This window comes from Nostoc sp. (assembly GCF_036917415.1).
GTDB lineage: Bacteria > Cyanobacteriota > Cyanobacteriia > Cyanobacteriales > Nostocaceae > Nostoc.
In genome coordinates this window covers 23,174-43,297 of sequence record NZ_JBALDJ010000002.1, presented here as the reverse complement: position 1 = coordinate 43,297, position 20,124 = coordinate 23,174, and the positions used below count along the sequence as shown (strand labels likewise).

At 40.6% G+C, this 20,124-nt stretch carries 18 protein-coding genes and 1 tRNA gene; 9 read left to right on the top strand and 10 right to left on the bottom strand.

Translation table 11 applies throughout. The features are described from left to right. Nucleotides 1-15 precede the first annotated feature (15 nt). Both V7K41_RS00305 and V7K41_RS00300 read right to left on the bottom strand, forming a co-directional pair. Nucleotides 16-993, bottom strand: coding sequence for a Bpu10I family restriction endonuclease (locus V7K41_RS00305; RefSeq protein WP_334845179.1), 978 nt, complete (start codon nt 991-993; stop codon nt 16-18). Further along, on the bottom strand, nt 966-2,207 hold the full coding sequence (locus tag V7K41_RS00300) for a DNA cytosine methyltransferase (RefSeq protein ID WP_334845178.1): 1,242 nt from the start codon (nt 2,205-2,207) through the stop codon (nt 966-968). Before V7K41_RS00300 ends, V7K41_RS00305 begins: the two co-directional genes overlap by 28 nt. A 240-nt stretch (nt 2,208-2,447) precedes the next feature. On the opposite strand from V7K41_RS00300, the gene V7K41_RS00295 reads away from it, so the two are divergent. After that, nucleotides 2,448-2,999 carry a Uma2 family endonuclease gene (locus V7K41_RS00295; RefSeq protein ID WP_334845177.1) on the top strand — a complete coding sequence of 184 codons (552 nt, stop codon included), beginning with the start codon at nt 2,448-2,450 and terminating at the stop codon, nt 2,997-2,999. Between the two features lie 208 nt (nt 3,000-3,207). Here the strand turns inward: V7K41_RS00295 and V7K41_RS00290 are convergent, their stop codons facing one another. The 6 genes from V7K41_RS00290 to V7K41_RS00265 form a co-directional block, all read right to left on the bottom strand. Continuing rightward, complete coding sequence (locus tag V7K41_RS00290; RefSeq protein ID WP_334845176.1) at nt 3,208-3,954, bottom strand: creatininase family protein; 747 nt, start codon at nt 3,952-3,954, stop codon at nt 3,208-3,210. A gap of 400 nt (nt 3,955-4,354) precedes the next feature. Beyond that, on the bottom strand, nt 4,355-4,627 hold the full coding sequence (locus V7K41_RS00285; protein WP_334845175.1) for a cupin domain-containing protein: 273 nt from the start codon (nt 4,625-4,627) through the stop codon (nt 4,355-4,357). Between the two features lie 22 nt (nt 4,628-4,649). After that, a complete protein-coding gene (locus tag V7K41_RS00280; protein WP_334845174.1) occupies nt 4,650-5,009 on the bottom strand; it encodes a Mo-dependent nitrogenase C-terminal domain-containing protein in 360 nt (119 codons plus the stop codon). Between the two features lie 661 nt (nt 5,010-5,670). Continuing rightward, complete coding sequence (locus V7K41_RS00275; protein ID WP_334845173.1) at nt 5,671-7,131, bottom strand: protein kinase domain-containing protein; 1,461 nt, start codon at nt 7,129-7,131, stop codon at nt 5,671-5,673. 48 nt (nt 7,132-7,179) lie between these two features. Beyond that, nucleotides 7,180-7,728, bottom strand: coding sequence for a GIY-YIG nuclease family protein (locus tag V7K41_RS00270; RefSeq protein ID WP_334845172.1), 549 nt, complete (start codon nt 7,726-7,728; stop codon nt 7,180-7,182). 72 nt (nt 7,729-7,800) lie between these two features. Further along, nucleotides 7,801-8,130 carry a hypothetical protein gene (locus V7K41_RS00265; protein WP_334845171.1) on the bottom strand — a complete coding sequence of 110 codons (330 nt, stop codon included), beginning with the start codon at nt 8,128-8,130 and terminating at the stop codon, nt 7,801-7,803. Nucleotides 8,131-9,298: 1,168 nt separating this feature from the next. Between V7K41_RS00265 and rsmA the strand changes: the two genes are divergently transcribed. The 5 genes from rsmA to V7K41_RS00240 all read left to right on the top strand — a co-directional run bounded on the left by rsmA (nt 9,299) and on the right by V7K41_RS00240 (nt 12,957). After that, nucleotides 9,299-10,123 carry a 16S rRNA (adenine(1518)-N(6)/adenine(1519)-N(6))-dimethyltransferase RsmA gene (rsmA, locus tag V7K41_RS00260; protein ID WP_334845170.1) on the top strand — a complete coding sequence of 275 codons (825 nt, stop codon included), beginning with the start codon at nt 9,299-9,301 and terminating at the stop codon, nt 10,121-10,123. A 105-nt stretch (nt 10,124-10,228) separates the two neighbouring features. After that, nucleotides 10,229-11,182, top strand: a complete 954-nt coding sequence (gene ispE / locus V7K41_RS00255; RefSeq protein ID WP_334845169.1) for a 4-(cytidine 5'-diphospho)-2-C-methyl-D-erythritol kinase — start codon at nt 10,229-10,231, stop codon at nt 11,180-11,182. 177 nt (nt 11,183-11,359) lie between these two features. Continuing rightward, nucleotides 11,360-11,689, top strand: coding sequence for a DUF3082 domain-containing protein (locus V7K41_RS00250; protein ID WP_094353499.1), 330 nt, complete (start codon nt 11,360-11,362; stop codon nt 11,687-11,689). A gap of 464 nt (nt 11,690-12,153) precedes the next feature. Next, nucleotides 12,154-12,714, top strand: a complete 561-nt coding sequence (locus V7K41_RS00245) for a sporulation/spore germination protein (protein WP_334845168.1) — start codon at nt 12,154-12,156, stop codon at nt 12,712-12,714. 171 nt (nt 12,715-12,885) lie between these two features. Continuing rightward, nucleotides 12,886-12,957, top strand: a tRNA-Gly gene (locus tag V7K41_RS00240). Nucleotides 12,958-13,695: 738 nt separating this feature from the next. Here the strand turns inward: V7K41_RS00240 and V7K41_RS00235 are convergent. Further along, nucleotides 13,696-15,441 (bottom strand): hypothetical protein, encoded by a 1,746-nt coding sequence (locus tag V7K41_RS00235; RefSeq protein WP_334845167.1) that lies wholly within the window; start codon nt 15,439-15,441, stop codon nt 13,696-13,698. 53 nt (nt 15,442-15,494) lie between these two features. On the opposite strand from V7K41_RS00235, the gene V7K41_RS00230 reads away from it, so the two are divergent. The 3 genes from V7K41_RS00230 (at nt 15,495) to V7K41_RS00220 (ending at nt 18,733) form a co-directional block, all read left to right on the top strand. Beyond that, complete coding sequence (locus V7K41_RS00230; RefSeq protein WP_334845166.1) at nt 15,495-15,647, top strand: hypothetical protein; 153 nt, start codon at nt 15,495-15,497, stop codon at nt 15,645-15,647. Nucleotides 15,648-16,089: 442 nt separating this feature from the next. Continuing rightward, nucleotides 16,090-17,313 carry a succinate--CoA ligase subunit beta gene (locus V7K41_RS00225; RefSeq protein ID WP_334845165.1) on the top strand — a complete coding sequence of 408 codons (1,224 nt, stop codon included), beginning with the start codon at nt 16,090-16,092 and terminating at the stop codon, nt 17,311-17,313. A 538-nt stretch (nt 17,314-17,851) separates the two neighbouring features. Further along, nucleotides 17,852-18,733 carry a succinate--CoA ligase subunit alpha gene (locus tag V7K41_RS00220; protein WP_334845164.1) on the top strand — a complete coding sequence of 294 codons (882 nt, stop codon included), beginning with the start codon at nt 17,852-17,854 and terminating at the stop codon, nt 18,731-18,733. A gap of 298 nt (nt 18,734-19,031) precedes the next feature. Here the strand turns inward: V7K41_RS00220 and V7K41_RS00215 are convergent, their stop codons facing one another. Beyond that, the gene (locus tag V7K41_RS00215) at nt 19,032-20,120 is read right to left on the bottom strand and encodes a sensor histidine kinase (RefSeq protein ID WP_334845163.1); all 1,089 of its coding nucleotides are present in this window, start codon (nt 20,118-20,120) and stop codon (nt 19,032-19,034) included. Nucleotides 20,121-20,124: the final 4 nt, after the last annotated feature.

Genomic DNA, 20,124 nt, shown 5'->3' with positions numbered 1-20,124 from the left:
TACTAAAATCAGTAGCTATTCGTCAATTAGCCACCCTCGCTCTATGCCGTGTTCAATTCCGCCAGTCCAGTCCATTTTCAGATGCTTCCGCACTTTATGGAATAGATGTTGAACTACAACTGGGTTAATTGAATTTTTAATATATTTTTCTTCATACCTAAATTCTCGGTCAGTGTTTTTTTGCTGACGTAGTACGTAAATTTGGTCAACCTTGTACTTCCGAAGATTGACATCACTAGTCAGCTTAATCCATTCCATAAGTACAACATATAAACTATTTGGATTTCTTGCCTTTAAGTCCTCTGCTGATCGTGATGAACCTTCGAGCATAGTTTTATCGAGATATGTTTTACATTCAATTGCAATAACTGGAATATCGAAAATGTGCGTTTCGGTGTTTCCTGTAACTGTAACTTCAGAATAGTTTTCCGGTTCCTCTTTAAGAAGTGGGAGTATTTCACCAGGATTTTCATCTTTCTCCGGTGGGATTGCTGCTTCAAATGATACTTGAATAGTCGCTCCAATTACAAAGTCATGATCTTTCTTTTCAATACGTGCATACGGACGCTTAAGCATCTCAGAGTATTTTGGCGGCACAAAGAAAATATCTTTGAACGTATGTGATTTGCCGATGAGAGCATTTTCTCCAAAGTCTCTGACTAAATCTTTAAACAGATAGTAGAGAAATTCCTCCAGCACGCTAGAGTGAAGGTTTGATCTAGAATCAAACTTCTCAGCATAGTGCTGCTGGTCTAAAAAGTCCTTATATTTTGATAGAAGTTCTACCCTAGTAGCAATAATTGCGTCATCTTGATCTGTAGGTGTTGATGTAGGCCCAACTAATTCGAGATTACCTGAACGCCACTTATCATACTCAGTTCTAATTTCAGTGAGATATTTTTTACTCTCAACATTTCTGTATTTTGTGCGGTGATTCTCTTTTTGTTCAAGATTAGAGCCGTGAACTAAAGGATTCCTATCGCTTTTGGGCATAGCTCTAATTTCTCTTGAAGATGAAGTGCGATCGCTTTAGCAAGAATAGGTGGTACAGCATTACCTACCTGATTGTACTGGCAAAGAAACTTCTCGTCGAATCTCTCTTCTCGATGTAATAACTTGTGAGATACAACAGTCTTCTTCCCTAGAAAACGATAAGTGTCAGGAAAAGATTGAACACGCGCCCCTTCACGGGCTGTCAAATTGCGATGCTGGAAAGGATGAAGAAAATTGGCGTAAAACGAAGCGGCTATTGTATGTGATGGTTTATACGGATTTAAACGTCGGTTATTCTGGTCATAACTTATCTCAGATAACTCACCATTTCCACTACGGCGTCTAGCCCCATGTTCTTTTGGTGCGTCTGAACTTGATTCACCCCATTTAATATGTTTGAAGCGTTCTACAAGTCTCTGGGAATGATCCATTGCAACATGATTGTAAAGTGTTTTACTGCCATTCCTGATCCAGCTTTGATAGTTATTCAGAGGTTCTGAAATATAAGGTTGTTCCTCATCACCCTCACGTGCATTTAGTGGTGGTAAATCTGATATAGCATCCCATAAGCTTATGGCAGGAAGTAAACCCATACAGGCAAATATTGATAATTGAGGACTATTGATATGTAATAAATCTAAGGAATGTGTTTTTGGAGGAATACCTAATTTTTTTCCTGTTTTATTTCCAACAATAAAAATACGTTCCCTAATTTGTGGCACACCATATTCGACAGCATTTAATGACCATACTTCTACAAAATATCCTAAATTTTCAAAAGTTTCTTTAATAATATCTATTACCTTTCTGCCTTCAATATTTTGGCGTGAAAGTAAACCTTTAACATTCTCCATTACAAAAGCTTTAGGTTCAAGGAAACATATCGACTCAGCAAAGTTAATAAATAAACTATTTCTAGGGTCTTTAGGATCTTTTTGTGCTGGGCCGGCAATACTAAAGCCTTGACATGGAGGCCCACCAATAACAATATCCGGCTTGAAGAGACAGATATCCTTAACGCTACTTGCAGTGTTTAAATCACGGATATCCTGTTGAATAACTGTCATATTAGGACGGTTGTAGCGCAGTGTATCACAAGCCCAGGCATCAATCTCAACGGATAAAGGAACAGAGAAACCTGCCATCTCGAAACCTAGACCAAAGCCGCCAGCCCCAGCAAACAAATCAATAGTGATAGGTTGTGCTGTTAGCATAGACTCTTAATGTGGTTACTCATCTGGTTTACCTTCTAAACACTCTAGGATGATACGCTTGTAGCGCTTTGTCAACCTGCTACACAGTTATTCTAGTCGAGGTATCTTGGCTATAAGTAATTTTTAGTATTCTTAAGGATAAATTGTCTGTATCTTCAATCAATCGACTGATTCTGAATCAGACCTGAAGTCCATTTAAAATGGGAGAATATAAAGAATCATTAGGAGGAATCAATCGTCATGAGTGTGATAGTTGCTAAGTGGACGATTGACGAATATCACCGCATGATTGACGCTGGCATTTTGAGCGATCGCAAAGTTGAACTACTCAAAGGAGAAATTGTCGAAATGTCACCAGAAGGAGAACCTCACGCTTATAGTAGTGGTGAAGCTGGTGACTATCTAGCAAAGTTATTAGCTGGACGCGCCAAAATTCGTCATGCTAAACCAATTACTCTACCCAACAACTCGGAACCCGAACCAGATATTGCTATTGTCCAACCTTTAGGACGCGAGTATCGACAGCATCATCCCTATCTAGAAAATATTTTCTGGTTGATTGAGTACGCTAACTCTAGTTTAGAAAAGGATTTAGAGACAAAAAGCAAAATCTATGCAGAAGCAGGTATTTTGGAATATTGGGTTGTCAATCTAAAAAAGTTACACTTGGTGGTGTATCGAGAAATCTTAGATGGAGAGTATGCGGCAAAACTGACATTGACTGGGGGAATAATTCAACCGCTTGCATTCCCAGATGTCTCTGTTGCAGTGGAACAAATTATTAACAGTTAAGATAATTTACAGCTTTTTTATCTTTTTGAACCACAAGAATATAAAGACACGAAATTTGACTGAGCTTTGCCCCACTACGTTAACATATCTTTACAAGGATTCTGGATAACGCATATTTCATTTCACCAGATGTCTAATAATCATTATCAAGATATTTTATGCAGAGACACGATTTTACTCGCATCTCTACAATGTCTTTTCATGAGTTTTATTCTGCGTTCACAAATTCCAAATATCCATTGCTAAGTTCTTTAACTGCCAAATCATAAAATTGCTTACCATGTTCTGGCGTTGCTAAAGCTGGATTTGATCCCATGCGTCCATCTGGATAACGCACTCGAAAGTCAGCAGCGTTATAAATCCTATGTCCGCTTGTAACTTCTGGTGAAAGGGGTGCTTGCTTAATCGCCTCTGGATAAACGTACTGGGTGAGGGCTACTTCACTTGGCGTTGCATGAGAACCTTCTTGATCCCCATATAATTCTTTAGCTAGCTTATATACAGAACCGCACATAAACCAGTTTGCTACTTGACATTGCACCTGTTGAGCATTGGCAATCTGCAAATCTTCTAAATGAGCATAAGTTTCTGAGAAAGCAGCTTTGAGCGTGGCAATATTACCGCCGTGTCCGTTAATAAAGTAGAATTTGCTAAAACCAGCTTTGGCTAAACAAGTTACATAATCTCGCACTACTTGAATTAAAGTGCTGGGACGCAGACTGATTGACCCAGGAAAAGCAGTATGGTGCAGTGCCATCCCCACATTGATTGTAGGCCCAACGATCGCTTGGGTTGCATCACCCACACCGGCTGCGATCGCTTCTGCACAAATAGCATCAGTACCAATTAACCCTGTTGGCCCGTGTTGTTCTGTAGAACCAATAGGGAAAATAATCCCCTTTGATTGCTGTAAATAAGCTTCGACTTCTTGCCAAGTACTTAAATGCAGTAACATTGTTAATCATTTTCCTCAATAAAATTGCGGTGGGATGAAACCTTTTGCTGCTAAATAGCATCTTCTGTAACTAAACTCCCACTAACACGATTATGAACTCTCTGGATTTTCTCTGCTAGCGATCGCACAAGATCCCCGACTTCGCAAAAGTTGTCGGGGATCTTTGTTTACTGCCAAACTTGCAGAGAATTAGAGTATCTATTTCTATGAATACTGTTTAGGGGATGAAGTTGCAACTAGTTTCGACAGAGATGGATATAAGCAATTTACTGATTCAGCCACTTTATCCTACGATACTCGCTGCGAACTTCCCCCTCATATAAATAAATCAAAATTGAGTTATGAGATGTTGGTTTTCTGGATGGTCAATAAAACCAAGGGGATCAATTTTAAATTTTGACTAATCAAAGTAATAATGCTTCTTTACGTGCTTTGTTATTTCCCATGTGCAGGACATACCAGCGGGAAAAATCACTAAATCGCCTTTACCCATTTGCACTGGTTGTCCACCATCAGGAGTAACAAGTACGTCACCTTCCAAAAAATAACAAGTTTCTTGAGAATCATAAGTCCAAGGAAATTTTGAAACTTCCTTTTTCCAAATTTCCCATTTAAATACACCTAATTCATTGAGATATTCTTGTCTGGGTTGATGCTCAATTTTAATTTCCATATTGTGTTTTATCTAGTTATATTCAGCAGTAAGATTGAATATCCTCTCCACACTGATCTACTAGATAACACAAAGCACGAAAACGCAAGTAGACAAGTTCGTTATAAAGTGGATTCAGCTTGCACATTGGCGGAATATGGCCTATTTTGTGACCAAAAAGCATGATATCACGCTCGAATGGACACTGGGCGGGAATTAGTTTAGCAATAAATTTAGCTAATTTCCGATTTTGAATCTCAATTTTGTCGAGCCATTGACGTAATGGTTGCAGTAAATCTAATTTGGGTTTAGCAAATTGCTTTTTACTAACTATTTGATTCTTTTCTTCTAAAGGTTTAATAAAAGCAGGCAGAAAAATACGCCGATTCTGTGTTTTAAGCATAGTTGTGGGCAAGGTTTTCCTTGTGAATATGAACTATTTGCCGATTGAGAATATCACCATGTAATATGTTTAGTCAATTTGCACTGCGCTTGTAGATGAAGAAGCAAAGTAAGCATAATGCAAACAATTTACATGCATCTTTGGGAAGAGAAATGGTTTAACTAATTGTTATTTAAACCCACCAAATCATGAAGAACTGTCCCGTTAAATACAAAATAACAAAGAAAATATAAAAATGGCATTTCTTTAACTTATGGATTTTTAATATTGAAGATAGCTATCTTATATATTAAATATAAATGCCTGGTTCGGAAACTGACTAGTATCTAAAGATGTAGTTTATGGCAGACAAACACAGTCTTGTTCTGACCCCATATACATTTCCCTCGGATTATCCCCTAATATCTCTCGATTTTAGGGTATTGAATATCCATAAAATTGTCTAATATACTACACAAGCTAACCTAGATATTATCTAATAAGTAGCAATAAATCGATTGATAAGTCAAAACTAATATAAGGATTTACACAAGAGCAAGGGGCACTTGTACTGGGTAATTCTACAGGTTTTACAGTAAACTTTGTCCAACTACTCACTGTGAGATTTTGCCGTTAGCGCAGCCTCTTGTAGAGAAGTATTTCCCCGATTATGAAAAACTTATTATTGAAAATATTTTAACCCAGTACTAAGCTGATATTTGCTGATATAATCTACATTCTGTTGCTCTAATTTTGACAGCAATTTAAGTGGAAATGTCTTTGGTGAATATCTAGGACGATACCAAGGTTGGTTATTAAAGTAATTTTGCAATTCAGTATTATCAAAACGGCGGCCATGAATAGCAAAAATCGAATTTCGCATAATATCGAGTTCAAAACCGCTTTTACCATCCAAATCTGCATCGGTTAGAAGTCTTTGAGAAAGCCAGAAATAATTGTTGAGAGTCGTGGTATCAACTGGCGGTATTGATGTAGTTGAGGAAGGTGTAGATTGAGTTGGAACAGATGGGGTAGTTGGTGTAAATGTGGGAGTTTCTCTCACGGGACTTGTAACAATTGATGGTGCTGTTGAAGGTAATGCTGTTTTGTCTGCTGTAGGTTGAGAAGATTTTGGTAACACTTGACTAATCACAGATGCACCAATTAACCCACCTGCAATCAAACTACCCATGAGAATATTATTCTGACTACTATTACTTTGAGGGCTAGGCTGTGGTTTGACAGGCACTGTCTGAGGTGGCGGTGCAGAGACTACAATCGGTTGAGTCAACAGGGGTTGTGTCGGTGGAATTGGATTTGCTATGCTCTGCAAAGCATCCAGCATTGTTCTGGCTGTGGGGTAGCGATCGCGTGGATGATAAGCGATCGCCCGATCAATTATTCTTGCCATAATTGGGCTAACATGACTGGTATATTGCCGCCAGACAATTTCACCCGTTTGGGAATCGGTTTCTAGTTGTTGCGCCTGTTTACCAGTCAGCAAATAAATTACCGTCATTCCTAAACTGTATAAATCACTAGAATAAACTGGTCTACCTGCGGCTTGTTCGCTTGGCATATAGCCAGGTGTGCCAATCACAATGGAACTAGTAGGATTGCCTTGAGAATTTACTATTGTTCCCATTGACTCCCGCACAGCACCAAAATCAATTAGTACTGGCTTACCATCCCGATGACGCACAATAATGTTATCCGGTTTAATATCGCGGTGAACGATATGTCTAGAGTGAACGTAATCCAGGACAGGTAATAAATTCATGAATAATTCCTGGACAGCGCCTTCACTAAATAGCCCCTGCTTCTGGACTTTTCCAGTTAAAGTATCGCCTTCAACCCATTCTTGAACTAAGTAAAATTGTCCACCTGAAGAGAAGTAGGCATATAATGCCGGAATTTGGTCATTTGTCCCACCAAGTTCTTCTAAAATAGCTGCTTCGCGTTGAAACCTCTCTTGCACTAACTGGTAAATTTGGGGATTGTTGTGAATCGGTCTTAGCTGTTTAACCACACAACAACGCTTTGAAGGCATATAGGTGTCTTCAGCTAGATAGGTTTCACCAAACCCACCAGCACCCAGTGTGCGGATAACTTGATAGCGATCGTTCAGCAGCTGTATTGTCATGGGAGATTACAAGCGATATTCATAAGCTAGTTTTCCCCAAAACTACTTTCATTTCAAATCTAGTAAACCTTCTTCTTTCAATTTAGGATTGAAGCGAATTTGCATTTGCAAACCACGCACTTCTAATAATTGCGTTGAAATTTCTGCTTCTACTCTCCGTGCCACATTTTTAAGAACTTTTATTTGTGCTAATTCATCATTAGCTGGATTTTGATAATTTGCTTGTTCTTGAGGTGTCATTACAACTTTGACATCAATGGGATGAGTCCATTTTTCCTTTTGATCCCCATTACCCCAGGGCACACTGCCATTTTCAGCAATCCAAGCATTTTCAATATTTTCTAAAATTGTGCGACTAGGGCGTTCAATAGTTTGAACTTTTACCCAATAGCATTGCTGTGGCTGACGGACTAAATGCTGCTTGAGACTAAGATAAACATCACGGGAGTATCCTACAAATTGAAGTGTTTTTTCTTGGTCAAAGATAGCATATACACCGATTTTACCCTGAAATTGTTCGGGTAGTTGGCCGCGATCGTCAATGTAAGGAATGTATTCCAGAGTTGCCAAAGAAGAAAGATTTGTTTCAGAAGCCATACATCAAATATCAAACTTACTATTTGCCTTCAGAATGGAAAATTACGAATTAGAAAAAAATTATCTTGAAAATTATTCATTACCCAATTTTTGGTAAATTGCACAAAGGCGACTGGGTTTAAAAATCTTAGCACTAAACATGAAGTTTGGAGGTACATTGATAATGACATACTCATCAGATTCATGATACTTTTCAAATTCTGCTGGCATTCCTTTAGTAGTAGTTAAGCTATAAGGAACTGGCTGGAAAAGTAATTCTGTAAATTTAAGTTGCTCGCATCCCAACTGTTGACAAATTTGGTTCAAGAAGGCAACGCTTATCAATAAATTGAATAGAGTTTCTTGAGCCTGTGCTTCAAGAGTGAAACTACCGTCAAAGTTCTGAATGATTTTAAGGGACATTTTATGTATTAATAGCTAGTTATTAACGACTAACTGATGATAGAGAATAGGCAACATTTACACATGGACCATCGGATCATCCAAAAAGGCTAGGCAACTAAGTCTACCTTTTTGTGCAGATGTGTTTGGTGAAAAATCACCACTTTAAAGCTTATTGGATTGTGAGACTTGTGTCATGCCATTTCACGAAATGAAAGATACAAATATTTTCTCCTCTGCTCCTCTGCTCCTCTGCTTACCTAAATGTATCAACTTTAAAGTGAAATGGTATCAGCTATGCGAACAAGCTGGTATGGTTAAGAATCGTGAAGTTTAGAAGATTTTCAAACATACGTGATTTCTGCGTAACCCTGTGCTGATGAGCAAGCCTAATTCTCTGAAAAATAATTAAGTTTTGTCGAAATGGTTCATTTTGACCAAAGAAGGCAGAGGGCAGGAGGCAGGAGGAAAGAATTTATTTTCCCTCTGCAAGCGAGGGTTTAAAGCCCCTAAATTTATTTATGAACAGGACTTACGCACAGGTCACGGAAAATCAAACCACAGAGAACGCAGAGAACACAGAGGAATAAGAGTTAGAGAGGTTTTTTGCGTAAGTCCTAATGAAAAAAGGTAAAAAATGTATTTCAGCGAGTAGGCGCAAAAAAATACAGCGCTCAATTGTTAAATCCCCTAAATTTATTTATGGGGATTCCCTCCTGCCCATTGGTGTCAACTTAAGAAAAAATCCGCTTTAAGAGGACGTTTTGCCCTCATCCCCTAACCCCTTCTCCCAACTTGGGATTCGGGGAACTAGAGAATTTGCTCCCCTCTCCCAAAATTGGGAGAGGGGTTGGGGGTGAGGGTCAAACCTGGAAAGTTCGCTAAATCTAGCTTATACGTTAAGTTGACACCAATGCCCTCCAGCAAGAACTGCCTTCTCTTCGAGACGCTACGCGAACGTCTTCCTGCCTCCTTAAACTTTATTGCGATCTAGTCTAGTTGCTATGGGTAAATCCAAGAGCCTTCCTCCCTCACGCGGTATTGCTTTGTCAGGCTTTCGCCCATTGCAGAAAATTCCTCACTGCTGCCTAGATAGGCGTTACAGTGAATCTAGCGCTGTAGAGGGACTTCAAAATTTATAATGAGTTTTTGAGAAAAAGCTAAAAACTAGACTAGGCAAGAAATACAGATGATCCGACCTCGTAAGGTCTTTGCTCAACATTGGCTCAAAAGTGAAAAGGCACTCGACGCAATTATTAAAGCAGCAGAGTGTACAGAAAGCGATCGCGTCCTGGAAATTGGGCCTGGAACTGGCATTCTGACTCGTCGTTTATTACCCTTAGTGCAATCTCTGGTTGCAGTTGAAATAGACCGCGACTTATGCCAACTGTTGTCAAAGCAGCTTGGTAAGACTGAAAATTTTTTACTGCTGCAAGGCGATTTTCTCACTCTAGATTTACCATCTTATCTGGCAGCCTTTCCCAATTTCCAACAGCCAAATAAGGTAGTAGCCAATATTCCCTACAACATTACAGGGCCAATCATTGAGAAACTACTGGGTACGATCGCTAACCCTAACCCCGAACCATTTGACTCAATAGTGTTGCTGGTACAAAAAGAAGTAGCAGAAAGGTTATATGCTAAACCAGGATCAAAAGCCTTTGGGGCGTTGAGTGTGCGGGTACAGTATTTGGCTGAGTGTGAGTTAATCTGCACAGTCCCAGCCGCCGCATTCCATCCACCGCCAAAAGTCGATTCAGCAGTGGTGCGATTGCGCCACCGAAAAATAGAGATACCAGCACTTAATCCCCGACAGTTAGAAAATTTCTTAAAGTTGGGGTTTGGTGCCAAACGCAAAATGTTACGAAATAATTTGCAATCAGTTATAGAACGCGATCGCTTGAGCCACTTACTGGAACAATTAAAAATAAATCCCCAAGCTAGAGCTGAAGACCTCAGCTTTCAGCAATGGGTAATTCTAGCAAATCAATTGGGAGTGGGGAGTAGGGAGTAAGGAACAAGGCAGATTTTTTTCCATTTCCCATACTTCATTCCCCATTCTCCATTCCCCATTACCCCTTATCCCCAGAGGGGACCCAACCTTCCCCACTCCCAGAAAATGCGTTCTTACAGCCTAATTGCCCCTGCTAAAATCAACTTGTATCTGGAAATCATTGGCGATCGCCTCGATGGCTATCACGAGTTAGCCATGATACTTCAAAGTATCGGGCTTGCAGACCAAATTGATGTGCGTTCCATTAGTACTGATACCATTAGGGTTCACTGCAACCACCCACAAGTACCGACAGATAAAAGTAATCTGGCATACCGAGCAGCAGAATTAATGGTGAGGCAATTTCCCGAAGCCTTTGCTAAATATGGAGGCGTGGAGATTACCGTCAACAAGCAGATTCCTGTAGCTGCTGGGTTGGCTGGAGGTTCGACGAATGCAGCAGCTGTGTTGGTGGGGATAGATTTACTATGGAAGTTGGGATTAACTCAGTCAGAATTAGAGGAGTTGGGAGGTACACTCGGTTCAGATGTACCGTTTTGTGTGGCGGGTGGAACTGCGATCGCAACAGGTAGAGGTGAGCAACTTTCTCCGCTGCCAAGTTTGGATAGTATTTATATAGTATTAGCAAAATACCGCAGTTTGGAAGTTTCCACCGCTTGGGCATACAAAACCTATCGACAACAGTTTGGTCATTCTTATATTAGAGATAACAACAACTTGACAGCGCGTGCTAATGCAGTTCATTCAGGAGCAATAGTAAAAGCTGTCCTAGATAAAGATGGGGGAGAAATTGCCCAAAAACTGCACAATGATTTAGAGCGCGTGGTATTGCCAGCCTATCCCCAAGTCTTGCAGTTGCGAGAAGTGTTTGCAAATCAAGAAGGTGTTTTAGGAACAATGATGTCTGGTTCTGGCCCAACAGTATTTGCTCTTTTTGAGTCTCAACAGCAGGCAGAACAAGTGAAGTTAGAAGTTAGGGAAGCAATTCTTGATGAAGACTTAGAATTGTTTGTGACTCGGACAATTACACATGGTATTCAGGTGGCATCTTCAATTTAAATAAATCTTTATTGTTAATGGAGTGTAGGGAATAAGTTGATGAGCTTTTAAGTTGCATAGTTCAAATCGCTAAAAAAACACAAAGACGCAGAGATGCAATTTGAATGACGATTAGTTGAAGACAATAATTATTCCTAATGCTCCAATCCAAAATCTAACATCTAAAATCTAAATATTATGAATGACCAAAATCTAACGCCGCAAACAGATGCTAAAGAACAGGTGACAGCTAGTCCGTTACGCTGTTTTACTGGGGCGGTGATTTCTGGAGGGATGGGATTTGCAGCGTATTCGCTGATGATTGCGATCGCGACAAATTTTGCTAGTAAACCGATCCATTCAATCAATCCATTGGTGGTGAAGATTTCTTCTGCTGTCCGCACTCTGGTTGTTGGTGTAGTTGCTTTAGGTAGCGGGATTTTTGCTATAGTAGCAATTGGTTTGTTGGCTTTGGGAGTGCAATTATTAGTCCAGCAATTGACGAAACAAAAAAGTAGTGAAAACTAGTAATTTGCTTTGCAATTTGCTTTTAATCAATAACCTAAAAGCACAAGTTTTTGCTGTTTTTTTAAAACAGCACGATTTACCTCTACTGTGCAAGGAGTTGATTTTACTGTTGCCAAATTTATTTAACACGAGCAGTAAGTGCAGATGCAGTACTACTGGTTGTAGCAATTCTCTGGTTTACTGCATCCCTACTTGTTTTAATCAAGCTTTTTGGGATTGACGTAGACACAAAACCGCTTGTTGTCAGACATCGCTCCTTGAATAGCAGATGTTGTAATTTTGGTGTATAGTATAGAATTTGACTTTAACAGAGTTTGGTTTGACACTTTATAGACTGGCTCAATATTCACGAATTTATGCGGAATTGATACCAGTGATACTGAAATTGATAACAGCAACATCATTTATAAGCAAAATTTATGAACACAATCAAGAGATATTGTTTACCCGTTATTTTTGTAACAATGGTTGTGAGCCTCGGTAGTTGTAGTTCTAACCCCAGCGCGAGTAATATTGACAGTGCAACGTCCTACCCTACCACAGCACCGACAAATAACGTATCTTCTCAAGCTCCCACCCAAATTCCTAGCGTAGCTCAGTTGAGAGAAAAATCTCCTAATCAAGAATCTTCTAAGGAAAATACGCCTTCTCCATCAACTTCTAAAGTTGCCATTAGCAAAACTACTAGCGTAACACTATACACAAGTGATACTCAATGTCAAAAACTAATTCCAGAAAAGGTTTCAGTACCAGCCGATGAACCAGTGACAAATGTCGTGAGTAAAATCTTAGAAAAACGAGATACAAGCGACTTTAGCTTGTCTGGGTATCGTGTCAACATCAAAAATGGCATTGCTACAGTTGATTTACGCATATCTCCTGAGTCAAAGCGGCAAATAACTTCTCTTTCTAGTTGTGAACAGTTTGCTCTGTTTGGCAGTCTCCGCAAAACTCTAACGAGTAATGCTCAATGGAATATTAAAGAGGTTCGCTTCACCGAGCGAGGCGAGGACATTGTTCTTTAGTTAAATATTGTAGTAAGTGCTATCATCAGCTAGCTAAAAAAATTTCCTAGTCTGAACAGCCACAGGACTCATGCATCAGCAGTTGTCAAAATGGTGTATGTTCTAGCCAATTGAAAACAGCTGTAAATAGTGGTATGCTTAATTTTAGCCATAAGTCTATGGTAGCAATTCGCGGGTGTAATTCAGTGGTAGAATGTCACCTTCCCATGGTGAACGTCGTGGGTTCGAGTCCCATCGCCCGCTTGAAAACTTGTACATTCGCTAATTAAATGTCGCGATTCGCAAATTTTAAAAAGCGTTGAAAGTACTGCAAATGAAGCTTATCACAGTAAATCTCAAAGGTCAGTTTTCCCAAGCCATTGAACCGAACAAAGAGACGACCTTTGTCATTTTTTAACCATGTCATATCTTCGTTAGATTCATAAGCCACAGGATAGGGGACATCAGCAGTTTTTCATATATTCAGCCAAGTTTAGTTGACTTTTCAGGTGTGTTTGATAGAATTCCGGTAGTATTATCATTAGATAGGTCTTATTGAGAAACTTCGACCGATCTTTTTTTACCATAAATTGCTGCACCCTTCATTTTCTAAGCTTTTTAGGCTATTTCGTCGCCCCGTCAGGTTACAGCAGTTTTCATGTATTTGAACCACATCTGTCGTAAGGGCACAGCATTGCTCATACGTGTTAACTTAAGCCGAAAACTATATCAGACAGGCGTTTTGTAAATCCCTCACGCCCTCATCCCCTAACCCCTTCTCCCTTGGGAGAAGGGGAATTGAATGTCTAGCTCCCCTCTCTCTTGGGAGAGGGGCTGGGGGTGAGGGCAAAATGTTTTCACCAAGCGGGTTTAGCGTTAAGTTGACACCAATAAGCATTGCTGTGCCCCTACCGCGTGGTTTATTTACCTGAAAATAGCTGTAAATTGACAAATAATTAGTTAATGTATAATTCATCCTTTATACTTCAATGGGTATTCTACTTACCCGCCTAAAGTCCGCGTATAAATTACCTGACCTTGGGAATCATAAAGAAAAAGGGACAGATTAGCATTATCACCAATTACGGCTAGGGCTTCTCGCAAGATTTGCAAGTGATTGGTAACGTCAACAGCAGTATCCGAATTCTTAGAATAAGGATTAGCCAAGTTATTTTGCCTTATTTGGTCATACTCTGGGGTTAGCCGGACAATAATTCCTGCATTGTCCATGCTAAAGGTGCAAATCAGAATTCCATTAATACAGGTCTTATTCAAGTCAGTGCGGGTTTGTTGCAAACTACTAACAACTTGTAGTTTTTCTTGTGCTTGTTTGAGCGCAGCTGAATAGGGTTCGATGAGAGACTGAGCTTGAGTGTAGTACAAGCTATCTTGGGGAACTTTTTTAGAAGTTTGCAAAGCCTGATCCCAATATATCGCTGCTGCTTGCCATTGGTTTTGTTGTTGATAAACTTTGGCTTGCTTGGCAGTGCTAAGGGCCTGTTGGTAGGTTTTAACAGCTAATTGTTCTTTAGTAGCGCGATCGCGTACTAGTACTAATTTAGGTTTATAATCTATCAACAGCTTTTGGGCTTCTTGGTATCCAACGCTATTCCGGGGAATGGTATTCAAGGCATTAATTACCACCAGCCAAGTAGACTGCGCCTTTTGCCAGTCATTCAAGGATTTAGCAATAGCTTCCTGCTTCTCGGCTGCAACAGCTACAACTTTTGCTGCGGTTAGTTTTTTCAGCCATTTTTCCTCAATAAATATCTGTTGATTTACAGCGTGCAAACGGACACGATAATTCAGTAATTTACCCTGCACCAACCCATAGAGTTCACTACTGGAACTTATACTTTCTAGTGGCGCTATAGCCTGTCGCCATAAGTGTTGCCTAGTTTGTAATTCCTCTAAGCTAGATGCAGGAGTTTGAACTTTTTGTGTCGCCAAAGATGCCGTTTGCAAAGCTTTGACCACCTGATTGATTTTTTCTGCTCGCCCAGACAAACTTGCTTTTAGTTCCTGTGACAGCTGGTAACGAGGCGACCAACTAGGAATTACATTCAGGTTTGTACTGGCTGTTGCAAGTTGCTGTTGTACAGCAACTAATTCTTTTTCAGACTTGGCGCGGCGCATCAGTTGTGGAGATTTTGTTTTTAATTGCTTGGCGTTTTGTATTTCTTTACACTCAGACATCACACAAGGGCGAGTCAATAAGTAAGCACCACCACCTAAAACTATAATTCCCACCAACGCCGCACCCAGTAGGATAGGTTTGACCTGGAATCCTGGCTTTGAAGCCGACAAATTCGGCACATCTGCAAACGGGTCAAACAGTTCTTCTTCACTCTCATTGGTTGATGGTGAATATGTCAGAGATGATAAGGGGGATATTACTTCCTTATCTTCTTGTGCTTCGTCATCTCCCTCTGCTACCCATCCCTCAGTCGGCTTCAACGCCAAGAAACATTTAGTATAAGGGAATTGTTCGCCAAAAACTCTGAGGAAACATTGCACCCGCTGCTCTTTGTGGGGTGCTAGAGATTGAAGTACTTCCTCAATGACTGCAAAAATTAGTTGAGCGTCAACTATTACATCTGACGCGTGTTGCGTTAAAATCATTAGTTCGCCTTTATTGACGACGCACTTAACCTCGAAGACTTCAGCGGTTGAGACTTCTACAAGTAATTGTTCTTGCAAAGTTTTGGCTAAAAGCTGTAAATCTTCCTGCTGGACTGCTACTTTCATACAGCTTTCCCGCTGAACTTCTATATTGTTTTGATTATCTGTAAGGGGATGAAATGAACTTTTTAGGTTTGTTGAATGCAAATGCACAGTTTAATCAACCACAGCCTGAGAATCTGAACGACCAACTTTCTAACACAAATTCTGACTTTTCACCAAAAGTTAAAAAAGTAATTATTGTTCGTGACGATACATTTTTACAGCGCTAGATGCAAAATTAAATAATCTGTCTTCAGATATAAATTACAAATAAAAAATGGGAATAATAAACGATTTGGGTATTTTCACTGCATTACTTTGCGACAATTAAATTCACAAAAGCTACTGCTCTGCGAAATGCTAGTTGCAAGCAATTGTTGCCAAATTATCTAGAGGTTAAGAAAACCATGCTATGTCAGAGGGTTTTGACAGAAATGCTAGTTATCTTCTATGCTGGGAAACTTGCTGAGAAAATTAATTACCTGTTGTGGCTCTGCTACAAACAGATTGGCTATCGAAATTAATATGCTGAATTTGCTGAATTCGATAAAATTGATCCGTAAAAAATAAGTTTTTATAGCTGCAAAAAGGTTAATTCTGCAATAAAGGTGCTGCAAAATATTAAGACAGGACTAACCAAAAGCTTGGAAAGTGTCAATACAAGGTGTATCAATGGATTTATTAGAGTACCAAGTTAAAGAATGGTTTGCGAAGATAGGCATTCCGGTATTGCCTTCCCAACGAATTGACCATCCTACAGATTTGAAACGGTTAAAAATTCGCTTTCCAATTGTACTGAAATCTCAAGTCCACGGAGCGGAACGGGCAAAAGCGGGTGGAGTCAGGTTTGCCCAAACAACTATCGATGCGATCGCAGCAGCTCAAAATATCTTTAGTTTACCAATATGGGGCGAATTGCCGGAAGTTGTACTGGCAGAATCTAAATACGACGCCAACCAGGAATTTTATCTAGCAGTAGTTTTAGATACTGCTGCCTGCCGACCAGTACTTTTAGGTTGCAAAGAAGCAGACATCGAATGGGAATCGGCTGGGGAAAGAATGCACTACGTTGTTGTGGAGCAGGAGTTCTCGCCATTTTATGCTCGACGATTGGCTTTGAAAATGGGTTTGCAAGGGACGCTGATGCAGTCGGTAAGCAGCGTTGTGGAGAAGATGTACCACTTATTTGTCCAAAAAGACCTGGATTTAGTCGAAATTAATCCCTTGGCAGTCAGTACTACTAGTCAAGTTATGGCTCTTAATGGTAAAGTCAGGGTCAACGAACGGGCGATCAAGCGTCATCCCGATCTGGCCGAAATGGCAGCAAAAATTATCAGTCGTCATACCAGTACTGAAATCAACGGTATTTTGGGCGATTGGGATGGTGTGCAAATGCATGGAAAAATCGGTATTTTAGGTAATGGTACTGGTTCAGTGATGGCAACTTTAGATTTAGTTGCAAATGCTGGTGGCAATCCAGGTGTTTGTTTGAATCTACGTCATGCTTTCCTTACAGATACTACACCAACTACCTTCCGCGATCGCCTAGAAATAGGTTTGAAAATGCTGGAGGCTGATAAAAGCATTCAAGTAATACTAATTAACTTTCTGGGTAGCATTCCGCAAACTGAGGAAGTGGCTGAAGTGATAGCCAGAGTTGTGCAGCTAGACAACAGCGAACTTCAATCACAGGTTGTACGTTCTAATGGTAGTAAACGCCGACAGCTTAATTTTCCATCCTTAGTTGTCCGTCTTGCTGGTTCTGAATTTAACACTGCGAGAAAATATTTGACGACACTAAAAACCCACACCGATGCGCTTGTCGTGGTAGAAAATTTAGATGAGGCAGTGGCAGCAGCAATTCTCCTTGCTAAACCAACGGCTAATAAAAGATAGTGAATGTCATTTTGTTCCAATTCAAAAATCAAAAATTATTAATTTTTACCGTCGGGTATAAATTTTTGAATTTGATATTCAAATCAAGTACAGCTTTGCTTTATGGGACTAAATTATATAGTGTATTCAAACTGAATATTCCTAGCTAAGTAAGTGGGCAGAATAAAACCGAACTATGTGAAGAAAAGTAAATAAGGCTCAAACCCTTTTTCCCCCTGCTCCCTGCCCCCTGCCCCCTGCTCCCTGCTCCCTGCCCCCTGCCCCCTGCTCCCTGCCCCCTGCCCCCTGCTCCCTGCTCCCTGCTCCCTGCTCCCTGCCCCCTGCCCCCTGCCCCCTGCCCCCTGCCCCCTCCCTTATCCTAACGATAATTATTTACGCCCACCTACTTAGAGGCTGGTTTTCTGAGTTTTGGAACACTCAGCTTCTAGACTAATTTTTGGAATTTAAGTAAAAATTGAATCAATACGACACTGTAAATGTGTTGTTTTTATGCCCAGTGGTTCAAGGCGCTGGGTTGCCAAACTTACGGTAATTTTTTATGAACCTAACGCCAGAAAGTAAAGTCTTAATTCAAGGCTTTTGTGAATTTATATCAAGCACTCATGTCGATCAAATGAAAGCTTATGGCACAAATTTAGTAGCTGGTGTCAATCCTGGATGCGGCGGACAGGAACTGCATGGACTGCCAGTATTGGATTTAGTAGAGGAGGTAATAGAACAATTTGGGGCAATTGACACAACAATTATTTGTGTAGATCCTTACGACGTGTTAGATGCAGCATTAGAAGCGATCGCATCTAATATTCGCCAGATCATTATTATTACTGCTGGCGTGCCGCCTTTGGATATGGTGCAATTACTCCGCAAAGCCGAAGCTTGTGAAACTTTGGTAATCGGGCCAAATAGTCCGGGGATCATTGTACCGGGAAAAATTCTCTTAGGAACTCAACCCAGCGAATTTTATACCCCTGGAACAGTGGGGATCGTTAGTCGTAGCAGTACCCTCACCTACGAAATTGCCTACGAATTGACAAAAGCAGGTTTAGGGCAGTCGATTAGTGTCAGTATTGGTAGTGATGCGATCGTCGGTTCCTCATTTTTGCAATGGCTGCAAATTCTCGATGAGGATGAAACCACACAAGCGATCGTTTTAGTTGGTCAACCTGGTGGTGGTAGTGAAGAAGCAGCAGCGCGGTACATTGCTGAGGCAATTGATAAACCAGTAATTGCCTACATTGCAGGTAGACAAGCACCACCAGGAAAAAGTTGGCGTCAAACCGGGACTTTAGCAACAGTTATCGGACGCGATCCGAACTTTGGTACAGCCCAAAGTAAATTAGCTGCTTTAAAAGAAGCGGAAGTGACAGTAGCTGAACGCCCTTCACAAATTCCAGAATTATTGAGAAAGGAAATTAACTAATTACCAATTCGTAATTCAATTCTTAACTACGAATTACGAATTATTTTAATTGGTCAGTCTTGGGAACGATTTTGAGGGAACAGGTAGGCGATCGCAGCGTAACCCGAAAAGCTCAGTAAACTAACCAAAAAAGCAGCCAGAACAAAAGTAGACATAATGTTATACTCTATGCAATTCCAAAATCTCGGCATCCATCAACGAACCAAGATTTGGGATACTTTCAAATTAGCAATTGGGTATGACACAGCCATGACTACCTTGTGTCAATCTCTGGGATTTCAAGGTTTTATGGCTCAACTCAAGCCAAAGGCAGAAAAAAGCGAAACGTACTACCAACTCCCAATTCGCTTTCTAACTGAATTTGACCGCCTTGTAATTCAATCAAACGGCGGGAAATAGTTAAACCAATACCAGTACCTCCCGAATGGCGATCGCGCGATTGGTCGGCTCTCCAGAAGCGTTCAAACACATGGGGCAAATTTTCTGGAGCGATACCAATGCCTGTATCACTAACCGCAATCCAGAGTTGAGATGCTTCAATCCCAACACCAATGGTAATTGAACCTTCGTTAGTATAACGTACTGCATTACCTAGCAAATTAACCAATACCTGTTCCGTGCGATCGATATCTGCCAATACAGGAGGTAGAACAGATGGACATTGCAAGAGCAGAACTGGCCCATCTTCTAATAGTTGGTCGGTAAATTTCTCCACTAATGACTCTAACAACGGACGCAAATTTACCCGTTGGATATTAATTGGTAGATAACCGGCTTCTGCCTTAGATAGTTCTTGTAAATCGTTCACCAACCGCTCTAAGCGTCGAGTTTCTTTAGCTAAACGTCGATAGATTTCAGGAGACGCTTCAATTTCCCCATCAGCCAGTTCTTCCAAGTAACCGCGCACCACAGTTAATGGTGTTCGGAGTTCATGGGTCATATCTCCAATCACTTCTCGCCGTCGCGCTTCTACGCCTTCTAAACTGGCTGCCATTCGGTTGAAACTAGTGCTCAGTCCACTGAGTTCTGGAATGTCAGACACAGGTAATCGTGCATCCATCTGACCAGCAGCAAATTTTTGGGTGATTTGTTCCATCTCGGTCAATCGCTGCATAATCCGTCTGGATACCCAGTAACTCAATCCTCCGGCGGCGGTAGTGCCGACTAAGACTGACCAAAGAGTGCTTCGCTGCCAAGCAAGTTCAAATCCTGTAACCAATTCAGCACGGACATCGATTAAGTCGAACCCCTGATTTTCTAATCCTTCCAAATGTAAGACAAATAAGCGGGGGGAAGAGATTTTGCTGATGCTCACCAGACTAGCTACCCCCACGATCATTACTACTAAGTGGGAGAAAAATAGGCGTCCTCTCAGCCCCATCTTCATAATA

What these genes read in the sequence shown, in the direction of transcription:
- V7K41_RS00305 (WP_334845179.1), bottom strand. Translation starts at nt 993, where the DNA reads ATGCCCAAAAGCGATAGGAATCCTTTAGTTCACGGCTCTAATCTTGAA.
- V7K41_RS00300 (WP_334845178.1), bottom strand. Translation starts at nt 2,207, where the DNA reads ATGCTAACAGCACAACCTATCACTATTGATTTGTTTGCTGGGGCTGGC.
- V7K41_RS00295 (WP_334845177.1), top strand. Translation starts at nt 2,448, where the DNA reads ATGAGTGTGATAGTTGCTAAGTGGACGATTGACGAATATCACCGCATG.
- V7K41_RS00290 (WP_334845176.1), bottom strand. Translation starts at nt 3,954, where the DNA reads ATGTTACTGCATTTAAGTACTTGGCAAGAAGTCGAAGCTTATTTACAG.
- V7K41_RS00285 (WP_334845175.1), bottom strand. Translation starts at nt 4,627, where the DNA reads ATGGAAATTAAAATTGAGCATCAACCCAGACAAGAATATCTCAATGAA.
- V7K41_RS00280 (WP_334845174.1), bottom strand. Translation starts at nt 5,009, where the DNA reads ATGCTTAAAACACAGAATCGGCGTATTTTTCTGCCTGCTTTTATTAAA.
- V7K41_RS00275 (WP_334845173.1), bottom strand. Translation starts at nt 7,131, where the DNA reads ATGACAATACAGCTGCTGAACGATCGCTATCAAGTTATCCGCACACTG.
- V7K41_RS00270 (WP_334845172.1), bottom strand. Translation starts at nt 7,728, where the DNA reads ATGGCTTCTGAAACAAATCTTTCTTCTTTGGCAACTCTGGAATACATT.
- V7K41_RS00265 (WP_334845171.1), bottom strand. Translation starts at nt 8,130, where the DNA reads ATGTCCCTTAAAATCATTCAGAACTTTGACGGTAGTTTCACTCTTGAA.
- rsmA (WP_334845170.1), top strand. Translation starts at nt 9,299, where the DNA reads ATGATCCGACCTCGTAAGGTCTTTGCTCAACATTGGCTCAAAAGTGAA.
- ispE (WP_334845169.1), top strand. Translation starts at nt 10,229, where the DNA reads ATGCGTTCTTACAGCCTAATTGCCCCTGCTAAAATCAACTTGTATCTG.
- V7K41_RS00250 (WP_094353499.1), top strand. Translation starts at nt 11,360, where the DNA reads ATGAATGACCAAAATCTAACGCCGCAAACAGATGCTAAAGAACAGGTG.
- V7K41_RS00245 (WP_334845168.1), top strand. Translation starts at nt 12,154, where the DNA reads ATGGTTGTGAGCCTCGGTAGTTGTAGTTCTAACCCCAGCGCGAGTAAT.
- V7K41_RS00235 (WP_334845167.1), bottom strand. Translation starts at nt 15,441, where the DNA reads ATGAAAGTAGCAGTCCAGCAGGAAGATTTACAGCTTTTAGCCAAAACT.
- V7K41_RS00230 (WP_334845166.1), top strand. Translation starts at nt 15,495, where the DNA reads ATGAACTTTTTAGGTTTGTTGAATGCAAATGCACAGTTTAATCAACCA.
- V7K41_RS00225 (WP_334845165.1), top strand. Translation starts at nt 16,090, where the DNA reads ATGGATTTATTAGAGTACCAAGTTAAAGAATGGTTTGCGAAGATAGGC.
- V7K41_RS00220 (WP_334845164.1), top strand. Translation starts at nt 17,852, where the DNA reads ATGAACCTAACGCCAGAAAGTAAAGTCTTAATTCAAGGCTTTTGTGAA.
- V7K41_RS00215 (WP_334845163.1), bottom strand. Translation starts at nt 20,120, where the DNA reads ATGAAGATGGGGCTGAGAGGACGCCTATTTTTCTCCCACTTAGTAGTA.